The organism is Vibrio sp. 10N (assembly GCF_036245475.1).
In the GTDB taxonomy this organism is placed as follows: Bacteria; Pseudomonadota; Gammaproteobacteria; order Enterobacterales; family Vibrionaceae; genus Vibrio.
Genome location: NZ_BTPM01000001.1, coordinates 80,166 through 99,204, shown reverse-complemented (window position 1 = coordinate 99,204; position 19,039 = coordinate 80,166). Strand labels below are relative to the sequence as shown.

At 47.1% G+C, this 19,039-nt stretch carries 20 protein-coding genes; 14 read left to right on the top strand and 6 right to left on the bottom strand.

From position 1 onward, the window contains the following. The first annotated feature begins 7 nt into the window (after positions 1–7). From yhfZ to AAA946_RS00400, 10 genes are all read left to right on the top strand, one after another. The gene (gene yhfZ, locus AAA946_RS00445; RefSeq protein WP_338163211.1) at positions 8–898 is read left to right on the top strand and encodes a GntR family transcriptional regulator YhfZ; all 891 of its coding nucleotides are present in this window, start codon (positions 8–10) and stop codon (positions 896–898) included. A gap of 8 nt (positions 899–906) precedes the next feature. Next, positions 907–1,278 carry a hypothetical protein gene (locus AAA946_RS00440; RefSeq protein WP_338163210.1) on the top strand — a complete coding sequence of 124 codons (372 nt, stop codon included), beginning with the start codon at positions 907–909 and terminating at the stop codon, positions 1,276–1,278. Continuing rightward, entirely contained in the window at positions 1,275–2,153 is an 879-nt protein-coding gene (locus AAA946_RS00435) for a phosphotriesterase-related protein (protein ID WP_338163209.1), read from the top strand. Before AAA946_RS00440 ends, AAA946_RS00435 begins: the two co-directional genes overlap by 4 nt. 40 nt (positions 2,154–2,193) lie before the next feature. Then, positions 2,194–2,547 (top strand): DUF2620 family protein, encoded by a 354-nt coding sequence (locus AAA946_RS00430; protein WP_112461437.1) that lies wholly within the window; start codon positions 2,194–2,196, stop codon positions 2,545–2,547. A gap of 15 nt (positions 2,548–2,562) precedes the next feature. Next, positions 2,563–3,864, top strand: a complete 1,302-nt coding sequence (locus AAA946_RS00425; protein WP_338163208.1) for a YhfT family protein — start codon at positions 2,563–2,565, stop codon at positions 3,862–3,864. Between the two features lie 75 nt (positions 3,865–3,939). Continuing rightward, positions 3,940–5,118: an alanine racemase gene (locus AAA946_RS00420; RefSeq protein WP_338163207.1), complete on the top strand. Its 1,179-nt coding sequence runs from the start codon at positions 3,940–3,942 to the stop codon at positions 5,116–5,118. After that, positions 5,115–6,368 carry a phosphopentomutase gene (locus AAA946_RS00415; RefSeq protein ID WP_338163206.1) on the top strand — a complete coding sequence of 418 codons (1,254 nt, stop codon included), beginning with the start codon at positions 5,115–5,117 and terminating at the stop codon, positions 6,366–6,368. Before AAA946_RS00420 ends, AAA946_RS00415 begins: the two co-directional genes overlap by 4 nt. A 30-nt stretch (positions 6,369–6,398) precedes the next feature. Continuing rightward, positions 6,399–6,707: a PTS sugar transporter subunit IIB gene (locus tag AAA946_RS00410; protein WP_338163205.1), complete on the top strand. Its 309-nt coding sequence runs from the start codon at positions 6,399–6,401 to the stop codon at positions 6,705–6,707. Positions 6,708–6,718: 11 nt separating this feature from the next. After that, positions 6,719–7,021 carry a PTS lactose/cellobiose transporter subunit IIA gene (locus tag AAA946_RS00405; RefSeq protein WP_338163204.1) on the top strand — a complete coding sequence of 101 codons (303 nt, stop codon included), beginning with the start codon at positions 6,719–6,721 and terminating at the stop codon, positions 7,019–7,021. A gap of 241 nt (positions 7,022–7,262) precedes the next feature. Continuing rightward, a complete protein-coding gene (locus AAA946_RS00400) occupies positions 7,263–8,243 on the top strand; it encodes an aldo/keto reductase (RefSeq protein ID WP_338163203.1) in 981 nt (326 codons plus the stop codon). Positions 8,244–8,347: 104 nt separating this feature from the next. Here the strand turns inward: AAA946_RS00400 and AAA946_RS00395 are convergent, their stop codons facing one another. From AAA946_RS00395 to ftnA, 3 genes are all read right to left on the bottom strand, one after another. Next, a complete protein-coding gene (locus AAA946_RS00395) occupies positions 8,348–9,535 on the bottom strand; it encodes an NAD(P)/FAD-dependent oxidoreductase (RefSeq protein WP_338163202.1) in 1,188 nt (395 codons plus the stop codon). A gap of 196 nt (positions 9,536–9,731) precedes the next feature. Next, positions 9,732–10,055, bottom strand: coding sequence for a universal stress protein UspB (uspB, locus tag AAA946_RS00390; RefSeq protein WP_112478727.1), 324 nt, complete (start codon positions 10,053–10,055; stop codon positions 9,732–9,734). Between the two features lie 69 nt (positions 10,056–10,124). Continuing rightward, complete coding sequence (ftnA, locus tag AAA946_RS00385) at positions 10,125–10,652, bottom strand: non-heme ferritin (protein ID WP_042502012.1); 528 nt, start codon at positions 10,650–10,652, stop codon at positions 10,125–10,127. A 311-nt stretch (positions 10,653–10,963) separates the two neighbouring features. Between ftnA and AAA946_RS00380 the strand changes: the two genes are divergently transcribed. Together AAA946_RS00380 and AAA946_RS00375 are read left to right on the top strand one after the other, a co-directional pair. Beyond that, the gene (locus tag AAA946_RS00380) at positions 10,964–11,389 is read left to right on the top strand and encodes a universal stress protein (protein ID WP_338163201.1); all 426 of its coding nucleotides are present in this window, start codon (positions 10,964–10,966) and stop codon (positions 11,387–11,389) included. 103 nt (positions 11,390–11,492) lie between these two features. After that, positions 11,493–12,371, top strand: coding sequence for a carboxylate/amino acid/amine transporter (locus tag AAA946_RS00375; protein WP_338163200.1), 879 nt, complete (start codon positions 11,493–11,495; stop codon positions 12,369–12,371). 24 nt (positions 12,372–12,395) lie between these two features. Here the strand turns inward: AAA946_RS00375 and AAA946_RS00370 are convergent, their stop codons facing one another. Together AAA946_RS00370 and AAA946_RS00365 are read right to left on the bottom strand one after the other, a co-directional pair. Further along, positions 12,396–12,908, bottom strand: coding sequence for a hypothetical protein (locus AAA946_RS00370; RefSeq protein WP_338163199.1), 513 nt, complete (start codon positions 12,906–12,908; stop codon positions 12,396–12,398). Positions 12,909–13,043: 135 nt separating this feature from the next. Next, positions 13,044–13,823 (bottom strand): class I SAM-dependent methyltransferase, encoded by a 780-nt coding sequence (locus AAA946_RS00365; RefSeq protein WP_338165737.1) that lies wholly within the window; start codon positions 13,821–13,823, stop codon positions 13,044–13,046. Positions 13,824–13,993: 170 nt separating this feature from the next. Here AAA946_RS00365 and asnC point away from each other — a divergent pair, with 170 nt between their 5' ends. Continuing rightward, complete coding sequence (gene asnC, locus AAA946_RS00360; protein WP_042502002.1) at positions 13,994–14,455, top strand: transcriptional regulator AsnC; 462 nt, start codon at positions 13,994–13,996, stop codon at positions 14,453–14,455. A gap of 82 nt (positions 14,456–14,537) precedes the next feature. On the opposite strand, the gene AAA946_RS00355 is transcribed toward asnC, so the two are convergent. Further along, entirely contained in the window at positions 14,538–17,291 is a 2,754-nt protein-coding gene (locus AAA946_RS00355; RefSeq protein WP_338163198.1) for a cation-translocating P-type ATPase, read from the bottom strand. 535 nt (positions 17,292–17,826) lie between these two features. Here AAA946_RS00355 and AAA946_RS00350 point away from each other — a divergent pair. Continuing rightward, a complete protein-coding gene (locus tag AAA946_RS00350) occupies positions 17,827–19,020 on the top strand; it encodes an ISL3 family transposase (RefSeq protein ID WP_338163197.1) in 1,194 nt (397 codons plus the stop codon). Positions 19,021–19,039: the final 19 nt, after the last annotated feature.

The window sequence follows — 19,039 nt, the reverse complement described above, 5'->3', positions numbered from 1 at the left end:
AACACCTATGAAATACATTAGCCGTGAAGGCTCAGCCATCATCAACATCTCAAAATACTTGCTGACCACTCACGTCGGAGATCGACTGGTCACCATTGATCAACTCTCCGAGCGCTATGAAATTTCTGTTGGTTTTGCTCAGAAAGCCTTAACGACGATTGAAGAAGCCAAGGGTGCGAGTTTTCAACGGCAGGGACGCAATGGCACCTGTATTCAGTCTCTTGATGAGCAGGTTCTAACTAAGCTGGCTGGTATCAGCCACCTCGTTTGCGCCATGCCTTTACCATACACCAAGCACTATGAGGGACTGGCGAGCGCTCTTAAGATACAAATGAATGAAGTGCCGTTCTACTTTGCTCACATGCGAGGCGCACATACACGAGCAGAGTGCCTAGAAGCGGGAACGTATGATATTGCAATCATGTCTAAAGCTGCTGCTAAGACTCATGACAAGGAGTTGATGATCGCTTTGGAACTGGGGCAACACTCTTATACCAATGAACACAAGCTCATTTTCCGTCAAGGAGAATACGAAAAAATCCGTCGCGTGGGTGTAGATTCTGACTCACCCGATCAGACTCTCCTCACTGAACAGTTCTTTTCTGACCGAGAAATCGAACTCGTTGAAATTGGCTACGGCGATGGCATTAATCGTCTCAACAATAAACAAATCGACGCTGTAATTTGGCTTCCAGAGGCGGTAGAGATGAGCGCTCTTGGACTAGAGCAACGCTCCCTATTAGACGCCCCATTGTCTCGAGAGGCCAGCGAAGCCGTACTTTTGGTTCGCAAAGACAGTGATTACCTGCGCAGTCTGCTCACCAAAGTGCTCGATATAGACGCCCTTAAAAGTCATCAGCAGCAAGTCATCAATGGTGACATTTTCCCAAGTTATTAGGATTTATCATGGATAGTAAACTCAATTTACTTGCGAAAGCGGGAGTAATCAGTGACGCCGCTTATAACGGTGGCCTACATGCCCATAGTTTGTTGGCGCAACGCTGGCCGCAAATGATAGGAAGCGAACAACTGGACATGTTGCTTATTCATCTGTGCCGCGCAGTTGATCGTGTTATCAGCCATCAACCGATGACCAAACCGATAGATGAAGATATTTGGAATGAAATCAGGGAAGCGCCTGACTATCAAGCGCTGTCAGAGTTAAACAATGAGATTCTACTTGGCTTTGGCATTCATAGTGTTCCAGAAGCAGAGCTCTCTTATCTGATGGCAAATTTGGTCGGGTTGAACATGGCGAAAGAAGGAAGCTTGTCATGAGCATAGTAGCCCCCGGTTATACCTACTGTCATGAGCACTTATATATCGATCTCTCTATTCAAAAGGGTGATTTGGATTGTCGGCTTGACCAATATGACAATATCCGTCAGGAGCTCCTAGATTTGAAGGCGCTAGGCGTCTCTAACATTGTCGAAGTAACCAATGCTCATATGGGGCGCAATGCTCCATTTTTAGAGCAACTCATGATAGACACCGGTATCAACATCTTAGTGTCTACAGGCCACTATATTGAAGGTTTCTTTCCCCCAGAAGTCACCGATTATACTGCACAGCAACTTGCTGATGTGATGATCAATGAGATTTGCTCAGGAATAGAAGGCAGCAGATTAAAAGCCAGCGTCATTGGCGAAATTGGTACCAGTTACAACGCTTTCACACCATTAGAGCGAAAGGTTTTTGAAGCCGCTGCCATTGCGCATTTAGAGACAGGGAGACCAATTTCAACACACCAGTCACTCAGTACGATGGGACGTCAGCAAGTGATGTTTTTAACCTCTCTTGGGGTGAACCCCGAGCGCATCACCATTGGTCATTGTGACTTAAAAACCAATCTAGATGATATCTGCTGGCTTATCGAACAAGGCTGCTACGTCCAATTCGATACCATTGGAAAGCACAGTTACTACCCTGACGACAAAAGAATCGAGATGTTGTTAGAACTAAAGAAGCGCAACTACTTAAGCAAAGTTATGTTGTCGATGGATGTGACAAGGCGTTCACACCTCAAGGCAAATGGAGGCTTGGGCTTTAGTTACTTACTTACAGGCTTTGTCCCCAAGCTACTCGATAATGGCTTCAGCAGAAACGATATCGACACGATGTTAATTACCAACCCCTACACATTATTCAAATAACAATTCATCCAAAAACGAATGGAAACAATTAGGTACCACCATGAAAAAAATTGCTATTGCAGGCCTACAAAGAGAACAGATTAGGCAACAAATTTTACCCTTCTCCGACCAATTTGAAGTTCATATTCTCAATGATATGGAAGCAGCCAGTCGCGTTAAGTCTGGTGACCTCGACTTCTATATTGGATGCTGCAACACAGGTGCAGGTGCCGCTCTTTCAATCGCTATGGCCATTATTGGATTCGATAAATGCTGCACCATCGCCAAACCTTCCGTGCAGGCCAAACCCGATGAGGTTGCAGGGTTTGTGAGTGATGGCAAGGTGGCCTTCGGACTCTCTGTGGAGCATGTCGAGCACGCGATTCCAATATTGATGAGCGCATTGAGCCGCTAAATCTAGGAGCAAAAAATGGATCTTATATCTATGGTCACAGTCATTGTACTGTGCGCCACGACCGCGCTCGTCGCAAATATTAGCGTAGCCGTATTTCATGATGGTATTCGCCCAATACTACCTCAGCTCTACGAAGGCAGTATGTCGAGGCGTGATGCTGGCTCTGTTGCTTTTGGACTGTCTATAGGTTTCGTTGCTTCCGTAGGCATATCTTTCACTCTCTCGACGGGTTTACTTAACCCTTGGCTATTATTTCTGCCTACCGATATTTTGGGTGTGATGATTGGAAGTCGACTGTTGGCAGCACTGGCAGGTGCAGCTTGGGGCCTTCTAGTCATTACATCTTTAGCGGCTGTCAATTCGGCATTAACAAGCCTACCGATCGATGCGCTAGGTGCATTAGCTGAACTTGGCACCCCTGTCATGTCTGCGTTCGCCTTGTTTCCTCTAGTCGCAGTGTTTTACCAATTTGGGTGGAAATCTGGAGTCATCACTGCACTGGTGATGCTCACCACTCGCCTATTAGTCATACAGCACACCGGCATATACCCTGAATCGATCCAAATCTTTGTTGGTATGTTGTTTCTAGTTGGTTTAGCGATCAGAAAAGATCTCGCAGATCGAGCTGCTGGACAAACTCCACCTGATATGTCCGGTATGCACAGTTTATTTGAACAGCGTAGCAAACGAATCGTTCGTTATCTCCCAATTTTGGCGTTTGTTGGTGCCCTCATTGCCGCCGTCGCTCAGCAAGGAATTTTTGCAGGCTCTGAGGTCTCTATTTACGCCCTTGCCGACGCCTATCGAATCGAAGATGCCCAAGCGCAACAAGCTGCGATTAATCAAGTCGCGCTGTCAGAGCTTATGCGGGGATTAGGGTTTATTCCATTGATCGCGACCACCGCTTTGACAACGGGTGTGTACGGCGTGGTTGGTTTCACTTTTGTTTTTGTTGTCGGCTATTTATCACCAAATGTCCCAGTCGCCATGCTACTCGGGGCGGCCACCATTTGTTTGGAAATTTGGCTCCTGCGAACAGTAGGACACGGGTTAGAACGATTTCCTTCAATTCGTAACGCCTCAGACAATATCCGTGACGCGATGAATACCTTGATGGAGTTTGCACTACTCATAGGAGGGGTACTGGCTGTCATGAAAATGGGTCAAACCACAGGCTTTACTATCTTTGCCATGCTGTATTACCTCAACGAGGTATTGGGACGCCCAGTTCTTAAAATAGCCGCCCCCGCAGTCGCTGCGATTCTAACAGGCGTAATACTAAACCTATTTTACTTCATAGGCCTGTTTAACCTTTAACCAATTTAGTCGATTAACCGATATGGCTGACTCACACCTCTCCCCCTTGGTTGGGTCAGCCTTCTTTGGAGCAAGATGATGTTTTTACATGCCCTAAAAAAACGCAATCCGCAGCTCATTGATAAGGCTGTTCAACTATTTCGTTCTGGCCATATTCAACCGGATAGCTACGTGATTGATGTGGATGCGGTTTTAAACAATGCCCAACAATTAAAACGCACCGCTGACCAATATGGCATTCAACTGTACGCAATGACAAAACAGATAGGTCGCAACCCTTACCTGGCGAAGCGCTTGATCGACGAGATAGGTTTTTCAGGAACTGTCTGTGTTGACTATCGCGAAGCGCTTCTATTTCAGCAATTAGATATTAAAGTCAGTCACATAGGTCATTTAGTACAACCTCCTAAGCACCTCCTGCATAAAATCATGCAGGCATCGCGCCCTGAAATCATCACAGTGACGAGCATTGAGAAAGCAAAACAGATTTCCAACATTGCGGAAGAGTTAGGTATCAAGCAGTCCATCATGTTGAAGTTTATCTCACCAAATGATCTGTTTTATGCCAATCAAGAGTCGGGGTTTCCTATTGAGGAAATAGCGCAAGTGTATGATCAAGTTGCTGGCCTCCCCAGCATCGAAGTGAGTGGCCTGACACACTTTCCCTGTTTTCTTGCCAATAAAGATGGTTCCGTAAGCGCAACAGAAAATCTCGAGACGTTAGAGCTCGCCCGCCAAAAGTGGCAACAGCTTGGCGGCCAAATCTCTCACTTAAATCTCCCATCGCTAAACTGCTGCGCAACCTTGCCGATGCTGGCTCAATTTGGAGCAACACACGCTGAGCCCGGCCACGCCCTAACAGGTACAACTCCCATCAATCGAGATGGAGAGCAGGAAGAGACGATCGCCATGCTTTACCTCAGTGAGGTCTCTCACCACTACCTTCACGATAGCTACTGTTTTGGTGGGGGCTACTACCGACGCGGTCAGTTAAGTTCAGTGTTGGTGTTTCCCGATGAGACAAACCAATCATGCCAAGAAGTCTCTGTTTTCAATGATGACGATACCAGTATCGACTATCACCTTCGACTCAAGAACAGGTGGCCTATTGGGAGTGCTGTCGTTGCAGCATTTCGATCTCAAGTTTTCGTAACCCGCAGTGAAGTGGTGCTCATTGAAGGCCTTCAAACAGGTAACCCAAGGGTCATTGGAACTTGGGATGCACAAGGCAGGCTAGTGAGGAATGCAACATGATAAATAAACGCTGTATTGTCATTGTGTTAGATGGTTTTGGTGTTGGGGAAATGCCCGACGTGCCCGAGGTTCGCCCTCAAGATAAGGGCGCAAATACCGCAGGAAAACTGCTGTCTCATTTTTCCAAACAACGTCTACCCACACTAGAGCAATTAGGACTCAATAACGTCGTTGAATGTTCAAATAGCATCATGAACTTCAGTCCCAAGGCAAACGTGGGAAGAATGCACTTGGCTCATGAAGGTGGTGATACTTTTATGGGGCACCAAGAAATAATGGGAACTCACCCCGAACCTCCGCATCGCGCACCATTTAGCGACGTTATCTCTGACGTTGAACAACAACTCTTGAACAACAGCTACGATGTTAATCGCGTGTATCGTGATGGCCTAGCTATGTTGTGTGTCAACGAAGCAGTCTTGATTGGAGATAACTTAGAGGCCGACCTCGGACAGGTCTATAACCTGTGTGCCAACTTAGACCAAATTAGCTTCAGCCAACTTCGCGATATTGCGGCTCACGTTCGCGGTTGCAACAAAGCCAGTCGCAATATCGCTTTTGGAGGGCACGTTTCCAATCTGAAACCACTGCTCGATGCGATTCAAACTCGGCAGGGTAAGTATATCGGCCTCAACGTACCCAAAACCGGTGTGTATGATCATGGCTTTGAAGTCATCCACTTGGGGTATGGCGTAAATATCAAGACTCAGGTTCCTCACCAACTAAACGACGTCAATACCACAAGCTACTTATATGGAAAAGTCGCTGACATTGTTGGCAATCCACATGGCGTATCTTATCCATCAATCGTCGATACAACGCTTGTTTTTGACTTACTACTAAACGATCTCGATAACGTTGCTCACGGTTTCTTTTGCCTCAATGTACAAGAGACTGATTTAAGCGGTCATCAGCAAGATCCCGATCAATATTGGCGTATTCTGGCTCTCGCTGACCAAGGGATTGATGCGGTGCTAGAAAAACTAACCGAACATGACTTGCTAGTAGTCACTGCCGATCATGGTAACGACCCGTTCATTGGCCACAGCAACCATACTCGCGAACAAGTTCCACTGCTTATCCACCATCATAACGTCCAATCCAAGTCATTGAGCACACGCACCACTCTGGCTGACCTAGGCGCAACCGTGTGTGATTTCTTCGATGCGTCAGCACCTGAAAGTGGTCGCTCATTCTTATCTGAAATAACGATTTCCTCGACGAACTTGGATGCTAAATCCGAGCTTTAGATACCTACAACCAAACAAGGCAATACAACCATGACTAAAATTCTACTCTGTTGCAGTGCAGGCATGTCCACCAGCATGTTGGTGAAAAAAATGCAGCAAGCCGCTGAATCACAAAACTTAAAGACTCAAATAGAAGCCCATTCAGTCTCTTCATTTGCTGAAAAGATAGAAGAGTTTGATGTTTGTTTGCTCGGCCCACAAGTACGATTTCAACTCGAAGCGCTTCGCCCTTTGGCAGAACAACTAGGCAAAGGTATCGATGTCATTTCACCTCTGGATTATGGAATGATGAAAGGCGACAAAGTACTTGAGCAAGCACTAACGCTGGCAACAAACTAAGGGGAGGCACCATGGATCAAGAAATGGTTGTCATGAACATCATTTGTAATGCAGGTGAAGCTAGAAGCTTGTGTTTTGAAGCGATGTCCTTAAGCCGCAAAGGGGATCATAAGCAAGCTCAAGCTAAGTTGGCTAAAGCTAAGCAATGTCTCAATGAGGCACATCTCACTCAAACTCAGTTAATTGAAGCAGACCAAGGAGAAGGTAAAGTACCGATGACACTGATCATGGTGCATGCACAAGATCACTTAATGACGACAATACTAGCACATGAAATGGCGAGCGAAATCGTACATTTACATTCACAGCGCTAACCGCAGTCGTACAGATCGAACATGCCTAGGAATAAGCAGCTAGGCATTTTCCTCTCCTTCCCTCAGCCCAACTCTTTCTCAACCCATTTTTGAACAAAATCACACATAAAGGTATTTGATTTGTTATAAATATAAACCTTGATAAAACATGACAAATCAATAACAAGATAAAATCAGCTGGGACGAGATAGTCCCCGTCTCAGTACTTAAATCCGCCTGCACAAGAGAAAGGGCACAAGCGATGAAACACAAAACAATCAAAGATCTTAATGCCTCTGCGGTCGGTTTTGGTTGCTGGGCAATCGGCGGGACGTGGAATAACGTCTCTGACCAAGAGTCCATTGAAGCGATCAAAGCGGCGGTCGATGCTGGCATCAACTTTTTCGATGTCGCGCCAGTTTATGGCAAGGGCCATGCAGAAACCGTTCTTGGCCAAGCGCTGAAGACGGAATCTCGCGAACAGATCATTATCGCCACTAAGTGTGGTTTGCCTTGGTCACAGGATGCGCGTAAAAAAACCCGTAAAGATCTGACTAAAGCGAGTATTTTCAAAGAGATTGAAGACTCTCTTACGCGCCTGAAAACCGACTACATCGATCTGTACCAAGTGCACTGGCCAGATCCAAACACGCCGATTTCAGAAACCGCTGACGCATTGGCTGAGCTAAAAAGGCAAGGTAAGATTCGCCACGTTGGCGTGTCGAACTATTCGCTAGATATGACGTGTGAAATGATGGCGGGTGTCGAAGTGGCCACCTTCCAGGGTCTCTACAACCTGCTAGAGCAAAATCCAGAGCACTACCACAACATTCCGCTGCAGTACCGAGCACGTGAAGAAGCGCTGCCGTTCTGTCAACAGCACGACATGAAGTACCTACCGTACTCCCCACTGATGCAGGGTCTGCTTACCGGTACATTAAAGCGCTCTGGTAACTGGGATGACAGCGACGACCGTTACAACAACCCAAAACTCAACGGTGAGACGTTTGAACCTTACTTCAACTGTGTGGAAGAGTTAAAAGCACTGGCCAAAGAAGCCAATATTCCACTTTCACATCTGGCTATTCACTGGCTTGTGGCGCAAGAAGAAGTGGGGCCTGTGATTGCTGGCGCACATACCGTAGAGCAAGTGATTGATAACGCGGCGTTTATGCAATCGACATCAAGCACTGAGCTACTGGCTCGCGCCGAAGCGATTGTGGCGAAGTGGGAACTAAAGTAATTCACTCGCTACGTCACTAAATTTAGTTTTTTGGCTTAGTTTTTTAGGCTTAGAAAGATAAAAGCGGCACCCTAGGGTGCCGCTTTTACTTGAACCTCAGACTATTAAACGTGCTGCCCAGCCACAAAACCAGATGACCAACACCACTGGAAGTTATAACCACCCAGCCAGCCCGTCACGTCCATCACCTCACCGATAAAGTACAAGCCTTGGATAGACTTACACTCCATGGTTTTAGATGAAAGATGGTCGGTGTTGACGCCACCAAGCGTCACCTCTGCAGTGCGGTAACCTTCGGTGCCATTGGGTGCAATGGTCCAGTTTTCTAGAGATTCGCGAATCGCCACCAGCTCTTTGGGGTTGTATTGCTTCAGCGGTTTGTCAGCAAACACCTTGCGTTCAATCAGCACTTCAACCAAACGTTTTGGCAGCACACGCGCCAAGGTGTTTTTCAGGCTTTGGTTTGGGTGCTTCTCTAGCGAGCGCGTCAATAGCTCTTCAATATCCGCTTCTGGCACCAAGTTTACTGACACGTTTTGACCCGGCTTCCAGAAAGAAGAAATCTGCAGTACCGATGGGCCTGACAATCCGCGATGAGTGAATAGCAGCGCTTCTTTGAAAAGCGTGCCATCGTTCGCGGTGATCTCCGCTGGAATTGCGATCCCAGAGAGCTCCGCAAAGTCTTCTTTGTCTTCTTTGTGCAGTGTAAATGGCACTAGGCCAGCGGTTGTCGGTACCACTTCAAGGCCAAATTGCTCAGCAATCTTATAACCAAATGGGGTTGCCCCCAGCTTTGGCATCGAAAGGCCGCCCGTTGCCACCACTAAAGAATCACATTCAATGGTATCGGTATCGGCGTGTAATGAGAAACCTTGTTCGGTTTTCTCAATGCTGTGCACATCGGTTTGGTAACGGAACTGAATGTTTGGGGATTCACACTCAGACAGCATCATTTTGACGATGTCTTTCGCCGACTCTAAGCAGAACAGCTGACCATGATCGCGTTCTTCAAACTCAATACCGTATTTGCTCACCAAAGAGATAAAGTCCCAGTTGGTGTATTGCGACAGAGCCGATTTCACAAAGTGCGGGTTTTGGCACAAATAGTTATTTGCCGTCACATCGTAATTGGTGAAGTTACACTTACCACCACCAGAAATCAGAATTTTTCGACCCGGTTTTTTAGCATGATCCAGCACCAGCACGCGACGACCTCGCTTGCCCGCTTCTGCTGCGCACATCAACCCCGCAGCGCCTGCACCAATAATTACCACATCAACTTTCTGATTCATCACGGTTTTCCGACAAAATTTAAATAAAAAAAGGATGTGCTTATTGCACATCCCTTCAACAATCTGGCGCTATTCTAGCGGCTTAATCGACTAAAGCCAACTCCTCCAGCGTTGCATCACAAGCCGGAAACTGACACCAGGTTCATTGCCACGCTTGCGCCTGCAACGTGCCCTATCTAATGCTCTTCACCGTCTGCTAAAGCATGAAACCTGCGAGCAAGGTTACCCCAATCAACGCGACGCAGAGCACAAACAGCTCACGCACGCGATCGCACTTTTCGGTAAACACCGGATCATGGTGGTGATGGTATTCTTTGCTTTTGAGATAGTGAAACAGCCTCACTTGCTTCGACATGTTGCCGTGCGTAGTAAAAAACCCGCGTCCATCGACTTGCTGGTACAAGAGCGGATGCGCCTCACGCATGATAAAAATAAGTGAGCGTAGTGCTGTGAGATACCTCGCCATATTGACTGAGGTAATGAGCATCAATGCTAATAGAATAGTGTCTCCACTGATCATCTTTTCCTCCCTACGTCTTCCTAGACACCCAAGAGAAAAAGACAATCAATGGTCTTTTAAACGCTGATGTTACTCAGCTGGGGCGTCCATAATGGAAGAAGAACCCTCTTTTGCTAACGTTGCTAAATCCTTGTCGATGAAGAATAGCGCTTGTCCATTCTCACCTACGAGTTCTAGCTTATCTAAGATCCCTTTAAACAATTTTTCTTCTTCATGCTGCTCCGCAACATACCACTGAAGAAAGTTGAACGTTGAGTAGTCTTGAGCCGAGAAGGCAACGTGCGCCAGCTTGTTGATTTTCTCCGTAATCATCTGCTCATGTTTGTACGTTTCACGAAACACGTCACCAAGGCTTTCAAAATCGTGACGAGGTGCTTCAATACTGCCCAAAATTGGCAATGCACCGGTTTCGCTTACGTAGGTAAACAATCTTTGCATGTGCTGCATTTCTTCGTCCGCATGCTTACGAAGAAATTCTGCCGCGCCTTCAAATCCTTTGTCTTCACACCAAGCACTCATTTGTAAGTATAGGTTGGATGAAAAGAATTCGAGGTTAATTTGCTCGTTCAGGTGTTGAACCATAGATGGAGAAAGCATTTACGACTCCTAATTTCGTAACTGGAATTAACGCCACTATAACATAACTAATTGAGGAGTCTTCTGATCTCATGCCCAAACCTGGCAACAACTGTGTACTCAGCGCTTACTTTGATTCTAGAAAACTTTGGCGACTTTGCTCACATTTTGTCGTCTTGTAGTTGAGAAAATTATTGAGAGAAACTCGTTGTATTTAGTCACGACAAGGCAGAGTTTTATAGCTATGACGACCGATTTGGGATCACATCAGCATAATTTTCAGGCGCTAAATGCTATGTTTTTAGTAGGAAGAACGTCAGGAGGAGTGCGTTATGAGTTACAAACATATTATGGTCGCATTAGATCTCTCAGAAGAAAGCAAAATGCTCATAGACAAAGCGGTCTCACTCGCGAAACCACTGGGTGCAGAGGTGTCATTTATCCATATCGACGTCAACTATGCCGAGCTTTACACCGGCTTGATTGACCTCAATATGGCAGAGACACAGCATCAGGCCATGGAGGCCTCGATGACGCAGCTAAGAGATTTTGCCGAATACGCGAATTACCCGATCAAGCATTCGTTGGTTGGCAGCGGTGATTTAAGCAATGAGCTGCGCGATACCATCGGTGAATACAATGTCGATTTAGTGGTGTGTGGTCACCATCAGGACTTTTGGAGCAAAATCCTGTCGTCTACCAGGCAGCTTATCAACACTTCCCCTGTCGACATGTTGGTCGTGCCGATCAAAGATTAAAAATAGCAAAAGGCTTCTTCGGAAGCCTTTTTTGATCGGATCTCTCATCGTAACGAAAAGTGTTACACTGACTGCATTTGTTATTAAATGATAATTGTTAACTATGGGTTATCTCTATTCTGTTACCCTGCTTTGGGCTTTTTCTTTCAGCCTAATTGGGGTTTATCTCGCGGGTCAGGTTGACTCGTGGTTTTCAGTACTGATGCGTGTTGTCCTGGCGGCACTGGTCTTTTTGCCGTTCACTAAGTTCAAGCAAGTTCCTAACAAGCTGAAAGCCAAATTGATGGCGATTGGTGGCATCCAACTTGGATTGATGTACTGCTTCTACTATCAATCATTCTTGCTGCTTTCGGTGCCGGAAGTGCTGCTGTTTACCGTTTTCACACCGATCTACGTAACGCTATTTTACGACCTACTTAAAGGTCGCTTCTCGCCATGGTATTTGGTGACAGCGGCAATTGCGGTCGCTGGCGCGGCGTTCATCAAGTTTGCTGGCATTAACGAAAACTTCTTGATGGGCTTCTTGGTCGTGCAAGGCGCGAACCTTTGTTTTGCTATCGGTCAGGTGGGTTACAAATACGTGATGGAGCAAGAGCAGGTTGAGCTGCCACAGCACAGCGTGTTTGGTTATTTCTACCTTGGCGCGACTGTGGTTGCGACCATCGCCTTCTCGATTTTTGGTAGCTTCGATAAGATGCCGACGACCGGCGTACAGTGGGGCGTGCTTATTTACCTAGGCACCATTGCTTCTGGGTTGGGTTACTTTATCTGGAACAAAGGCGCGACAATGGTTAACGCTGGCGCACTGGCAGTGATGAACAACTTGCTTGTGCCGGCAGGTCTTATCGTCAACATTGTGATTTGGAATCGTGATGTCGATTTGCTGAAGCTGTCGATTGGCGGCGGGATTATCTTGCTATCACTCGTGGTGAACGAGCTTTGGGTCAAACCAAAAGCAGAAGCCCAACTGGCAAACAGCTAGGCTTCACTCAAAATAAAGACCTTATTAGTGCAGCTGTTCTGGCTGCACTTTCATTACCTGCTTTTCAACCGTTGCTGCCGCTAACTGGTACTTGTGCTCAAGCTTGCTCTGTTTGCGCAGTAGCTTCTGACTTTTCTTCAGTACTTTACGCAATTTCTTCTGTGCCTTTTTCTGCGCTTTGAGTGCTTTTTTCGCACGCTTCAGCGACTTCTTATCGACTGTTTCTAGGCTTAACTCTTCGGCCATTTGAACATCGGTCGCTGATTTAGGCTCGGCTTTGTTGGCAGTCTTGGTGAGTTTCGGCGTGGTTTTGGTTGGCAATGCTTCAGCCAACACGCCACATTGCTGCTGCTCACTCAATGGTTTGCTCTGGCAAGATGCTGGCGGGATAGCAGCCGGTTTGCAAAGTGTGGATTTATCGGCAGATGAACGTGAGCAAGAGCGGCACAGGAATTTAGGTTCTGCGACCAAACGATGGATGTCACCAAGGTTGTCACTGATGTCGCGACGATTTAACTTGCACAGTCGTTTAGTCATACCACTTTATCTCCAACTAACCACAACGAAAACAGGAATGATTCTTAGTTAGATATAACGTCAATTGGCAGCGGTTGCAAGTAACTTGCTCCAGTTACACCAGAGCAATTTACTCAAAAAACGTATAGGAAAGAATTAACTCATTGATGCATTAACATAAACGTCGAAGCGATTTTTTTTGGTCTCAATCGCCATGGTCGGCTTTTTCTCATCCAGCCATTCAGCGTAGTCTGGACGTTTCACTACAACGCGTTTTGCCGCAAGCTTAAGAGCCGGCTCCAATAGTCCATCTGCATCGGTGTCTGCGCCAACCAAAGATTGGAACACACGCATCTCTTTTTTCACCAGCGCTGATTTCTTTTTGTTCTCAGGGTGTGGATACATTGGGTCTAGGTAGACAACATCGGGCTTGGTAAACGCATTGTCGTCGGCAAGTTCACCCAAAGCATCTAAGCTCGACGCATGCAGCAGTGACATACGCTCACTCACCCACTCGCCAATTTCTGGATCATGCTTGGCGCGCTCAAGGCCATCATCCAGCAATGCGGCAACCACAGGATGGCGCTCTACCATCTGCACCTTGCAGCCAAGTGATGCGAGAACAAAGGCATCGCGACCTAGACCTGCAGTACCATCGAGTACCGTTGGTGTCGCCCCTTTGTTCAAACCCGCCGCTTTAGCGATAGCTTGACCTTTACCACCACCAAACTTGCGTCTGTGCGCCACCGCGCCACCAGCAAGGTCGACGAAAATTGCGCCCAATTTCGGCTCATCGAGTTTACGAAGCTCGAGTCTTTGCTCGGTCAGCACCAACGCAAATTCGGAATCTTCAGACGCCACTAACCCCCAACGCTCAGCAAGTTGCTCCAGCTCTGGTTGACGTGGTTGATGTTCGCAAATAAGTTGAATGTGCAAGTGACGCTCCGACAAAAGACAATGGGCGCCAGTGTACCTCAAGTCGATAGCGCGACCAATAAGCGTGATCGACACAAAGACGGCTGCGCAAAAATAGTGATAAGCTTGTGCACCAATAAAGCGACGCGTGGTCAGCGATGTCGTCCACTCACTCAAACAAAGGATTCGATATGCACGGCACCAACAATCTCGACGATCTGGATAAAGCGATCCTAAAAACCTTGATGGAAGACGCTCGTCGCCCGTATGCCGAGATGGCCAAACAGTTTGATGTGAGCCCAGCGACGATTCATGTGCGTATCGAAAAGATGAAAGCGGCAGGGATCATCGAAGGTACTGAAGTCGTGGTAAATACCAAGAAGCTCGGTTATGACGTGTGCTGCTTTATCGGTATTAACTTATACGCTGCGCGTGACTATCACTCGGCGCTTGAAAAGCTCAATGCCCTAGATGAAGTGGTCGAAGCCTACTACACCACGGGGGCGTATAACATCTTCGTGAAGTTGATGTGTCGCTCGATTGAAGAGCTGCAGCACGTACTGATCGATAAGCTACAAGCGATTGAAGAGGTGCAATCGACGGAGACGCTGATTTCGTTGCAGAATCCGATTAGTCGCAATGTGAACCCTTAGGTCGCAGATCGCTGTGAGAAAATTGCACCAAACCCAAAAAAGGCGCTCATCAGAGCGCCTTTTTACTATCTCAAGTGAGAGATTAAACCCACTTAGTTTTGGTTGCCTCTTTCACTGCAGACATAACCAGTGTCGGTAGTGATGCTGCCATGATGACACCGAATAGGTGACCGGCTGCCAGTGCTTCTGTGTTGAAGATTAGCTGACCTAGACCTGTGTAGATAACCCCTAGCGATAGAATCGCTGACACCGCTACTGCACCGAGTAGGTACGGGTTGGTGAATGGGTTTCTGCGGTATAGCGACGTAAATGTACGAGAGTCAAATAGGTGCCATAGCTGAGCAAAGACTAACATCGCAAATGCCATTGTCTGTGCGTAGTTTGCAGAGAAGCCATTCGTTAGTGCCCAGTTGAACGCCATGTAGCTCATGCCACCCAGTGCTAGACCACGAGTTAGGATACGAGTACCTAGGTGGTCACTAAAGAAGCTCTCGTTGCGTTTACGAGGCTTACGCTCCATCAAATCTTTCTCTTCTGGCTCAACACCTAGCGCCAGCGCTGGTAGACCGTCCGATACCAAGTTGATCCATAGAATCATTAGCGGTGTTAGCGGCAAGATCGCCTCTGGGCCCATCATTAGGAACGCAAACAGGATAACCGATACTTCACCCACATTCGCCGTCAGAGCCTGACGGATGAACTTACGCAGGTTGTCGAAGATCTGACGCCCTTGGCGTACCGCTTTCACGATGGTGCTGAAGTTGTCATCCAACAGGATAAGGTCACCTGAGTCTTTCGCAACCGACGTACCAGTAATCCCCATAGCAACACCGATATCAGCACGGCGCAGTGCGGGTGCATCGTTCACACCGTCACCTGTCATCGCTGCTACTTCGTTGTTGAACTGCTGAGCCTGAACAATGCGTAGCTTGTGCTCTGGCGTTACACGGGCAAATACTGCAACTTCCGGACAGATTTGACGAAGCTTGTCATCGTCCATCTCATCAAGCTCTGCACCCGTCACAACCAGATCTTTCTCGCTGCGGATGATACCGATATCACGTGCAATCGCTGCCGCTGTTAGCGCGTGGTCACCCGTGATCATTACCGTTCTTACCCCTGCTTGGTAGCAGCTTTCAATCGCATCGCGTACTTCTGGACGCGGTGGATCCATGATGCCGTAGAGACCCAGCACGGTAATGTCTTTTTCAAGCTCTGTGTGGTCACGTTCTAGGTCAGCTTCGGATAGCGCTTTAAAGCCTACCGCGAGCGTGCGCAGCGCATCTTGTGCAAAATTCTCAATTGCGGCTTCGTAGTTAGCCAAAATCTCTTCACTTGGGCTCGCCGCTAGCGCTAGATTGCCATCGGTCGCCGTTGGCGCATGGTCTACTGACAATCCGTCAACCATAAAGCCTGAAGCGTTACCCAGAATCACATCGGGTGCCCCTTTGATCGCTAGGAAGTGATTACCTTCAGGATCTTTAACAATCACTGAGGCCATCTTACGAGAAGAGTCGAACGGGAATTTCTCAACAATAGAGTAGCCACCTGACGTTAACATCTCAGACTGGTTCAGACCCGCCTTCGCTGCTGCCACAATCAGTGCACCCTCAGTTGGGTTACCACGTACGGTCGACTTGTCGCCGTCCATGATGTACTCAGAGTCGTTACATAGCGTTGCCACAACAAGACCCTTCATCATCTCTGGGCTGTGCTTGGCATCTGTGCTGTGCGATAGCGGCTTGAATTGACCTTCAGGGCTAAAGCCCTTACCGCTGACTTCCCAATAGCGACCACTTGCATCGTACGCCTTCATGACCTGCATTTGGTTCTGAGTGAGCGTACCTGTCTTATCTGAACAGATAACCGTGGTCGAACCTAACGTCTCAATCGCCGCTAGCTGCTTCGCCAGCGCATTGTTCTTCACCATGCGAGTAGAGCCCATGGTTAGAACGATAGTGATGACCGTCGGAAGACCTTCAGGGATCGCCGCAACAGACAGAGAAATACCTATGTTGAGGATCTCTAGCCAAGGCATGCCGTAGTAAAGACCTATCGCACACACGACCGCAACTACGCCCAGTGCGACTAGCATTAGCGTCTTCGCGATGGTGTCCATGCGCTCTTGCATTGGTGTCTTGGTTTCTTCCGTATTCGCCATGAGATCGGCAATGTGACCCACTTCGGTCTGCATACCCGTTGCGACGACTAAGCCAAGACCGGTGCCCGAGGTCACCATGGTCGTCATAAAGCCCATATTGAGCTGGTCACCAAGACCCACACTGTCGTCTTCGATCACCTTAGACGTTTTATCTACTGGCTCAGATTCGCCGGTCAGGGCTGCTTCATCGATAGAAAGACGGTTCGCTTCTAAAATGCGAACGTCAGCAGCAAGAATATCACCAGTACTGATTTTTAAGATATCGCCAGGAACAATCTCACTGGCAGGAATGTCCATCCATTCACCATCACGCTTTACTTGCGCCGATGGTGCTGCCATTTGGCGCAGTGCTTCCATGCCCTTCTGCGCTTTAAATTCTTGCCAGAAAGCAATCAGCGCGTTGATAAAGATGATCGCCGTAATCGCGATCGCATCCACTAGGTGCCCGGTAAAATAGGAAACAATGGCACCAACACCAAGGATGAAAATCAATGGGTTTTTAAACTGATGCAGGAACAGCTCAAGGGCAGATTTGCCTGCTTTTTCTTGTAGCTCGTTTTTGCCATATTGTGATTGGCGCTCAGCCACTTCCTGTGAGGTCAAACCTTGCTCCGCCGACACACCCATCATCTGCTGGGTATTATCAACGGTTTCAGTGAACCACTTTTTTGTCATGGGTAACTCTCCAAGTAAATTCAGTCGACATCGGTAGAAGGACAAACCGATAAAAAGCAATCGCTGAATACAATGATGAAATGCTGCGCTATTTTGCATTTTTATTAACAATTAATGCGTAAGCGAAAAGCCAAATTAAGTTACCTGAAACTGAATATCGCTGTAATTAACTTTCGAAGTGCTTGCATGCACTCTAGGACGCTTCTTTGACTCAAAACAAACTTAGATTTTATTCCAACCTCAAACGTAGAAAGGCTTTGTAAGCAAAGTTTAATAACACCTAATTTTGGCTGAAAGGATACTTCTGTTTTTTCGAAGTGTGAAAGTGGGTGACGTTGTTGGGAGGATGGTTGCAGGGTACATTTTGCAAACAAAATGGAATTTGCTGGGATTTATTCAATAATTATTCATTTTAAAATATATCATTTGAAGCAAAAAAAAGGTTCATCGCGGATTAGCGGGAGCTGAAAACAAAAACGGTAGTTAATGGTATGGTTACATCGCCAAACACAACCTGCCAAAAACTACCGTTTTCATGTCGAATAATACTTTCCTATTTTCCTTCTGGGAAGGCTTTGAAGTCATAAAGTCCCACAAAACTGACTCCTTAATTACAATCACCTTGAAGCCTGACTCTACCGCTCACTGCCAATGCGGTCGCTCATCCGACTCTATTCATGACTACCAATGGCGAGTGCTAAAAGAAACAATGATGTTCGATATTCCTGTTGAGCTTTTGGTACAAACTCGACGGATAAACTGTCCTGACTGTGGCGTAAAAACGGAAGCTATACCATGGGTTGCACCATATGCTCGAATCACAAATCGCTTGAAGGGCTATATTGAAAAGTTACTGCCCCTATTGCCTATCAAGCATATCTCCGAGCTGACCGGAGTGCATTGGCATACGATTAAAGAAATTGATAAACAACGTCTTAAGCGAGTTGTGCCAACGGTGCCTTGGAGTGATTTGCGTCAACTTGTTATGGACGAGTTCGCCATCTTCAAGGGGCACAGATATGCGACGGTCATTGCTGATGCTCAAACACACCAAGTGCTTTGGATTGGCATAGGCCGAAGCCGAAAGGACATTCGCCCATTCTTTGAAGAGCTCGGCGACAATGCCGTCAACATTGAAGTTGTGGCAATGGATATGAACACAGCTTTTGACCTTGAAGTGCAGGCGCATTGCCCAAATGCTCGTATTGTCTATGACATGTTTCATGTTGTAGCCAAGTTCGGTCGAGAGGTCATGGATAGGGTTCGTGTAGACCAAGCAAATCAATTAAAAACGGACAAGAAAGCACGTCGTTGGATAAAACGTTCCCGTTGGGTGCTTCTGAAAAACCGAGAGAACTTGAACGTAAAACAACAGAGTTATCTTGATGAAATACTCTCAATCAACCGAGATCTCATGATCACTCATCTGCTTGGAGCTCAACTCAAGGAACTTTGGTATTGTGACTCAGAGGAGCACGCTAAAGGTTTATGGGAAGTATGGTGGCAGCAGGTGAATGAAAGTGGCATACAACCTCTTATTAATTTTGCTAGAAAGCTCAAACCTTACCTTCACGGAATAGTGGCATCAGCTTCATACCATCTGAATACTTGCACCTTGGAAGGTATCAATAACAAGATAAAACTCATCAAGCGAATGGGTTATGGTTACCGAGACACGGACTACTTCTTTCTAAAGATTAAAGCGGCCTTCCCCGGAAAGCCGCGATGAACCAAAAAAAAGCCCCCAA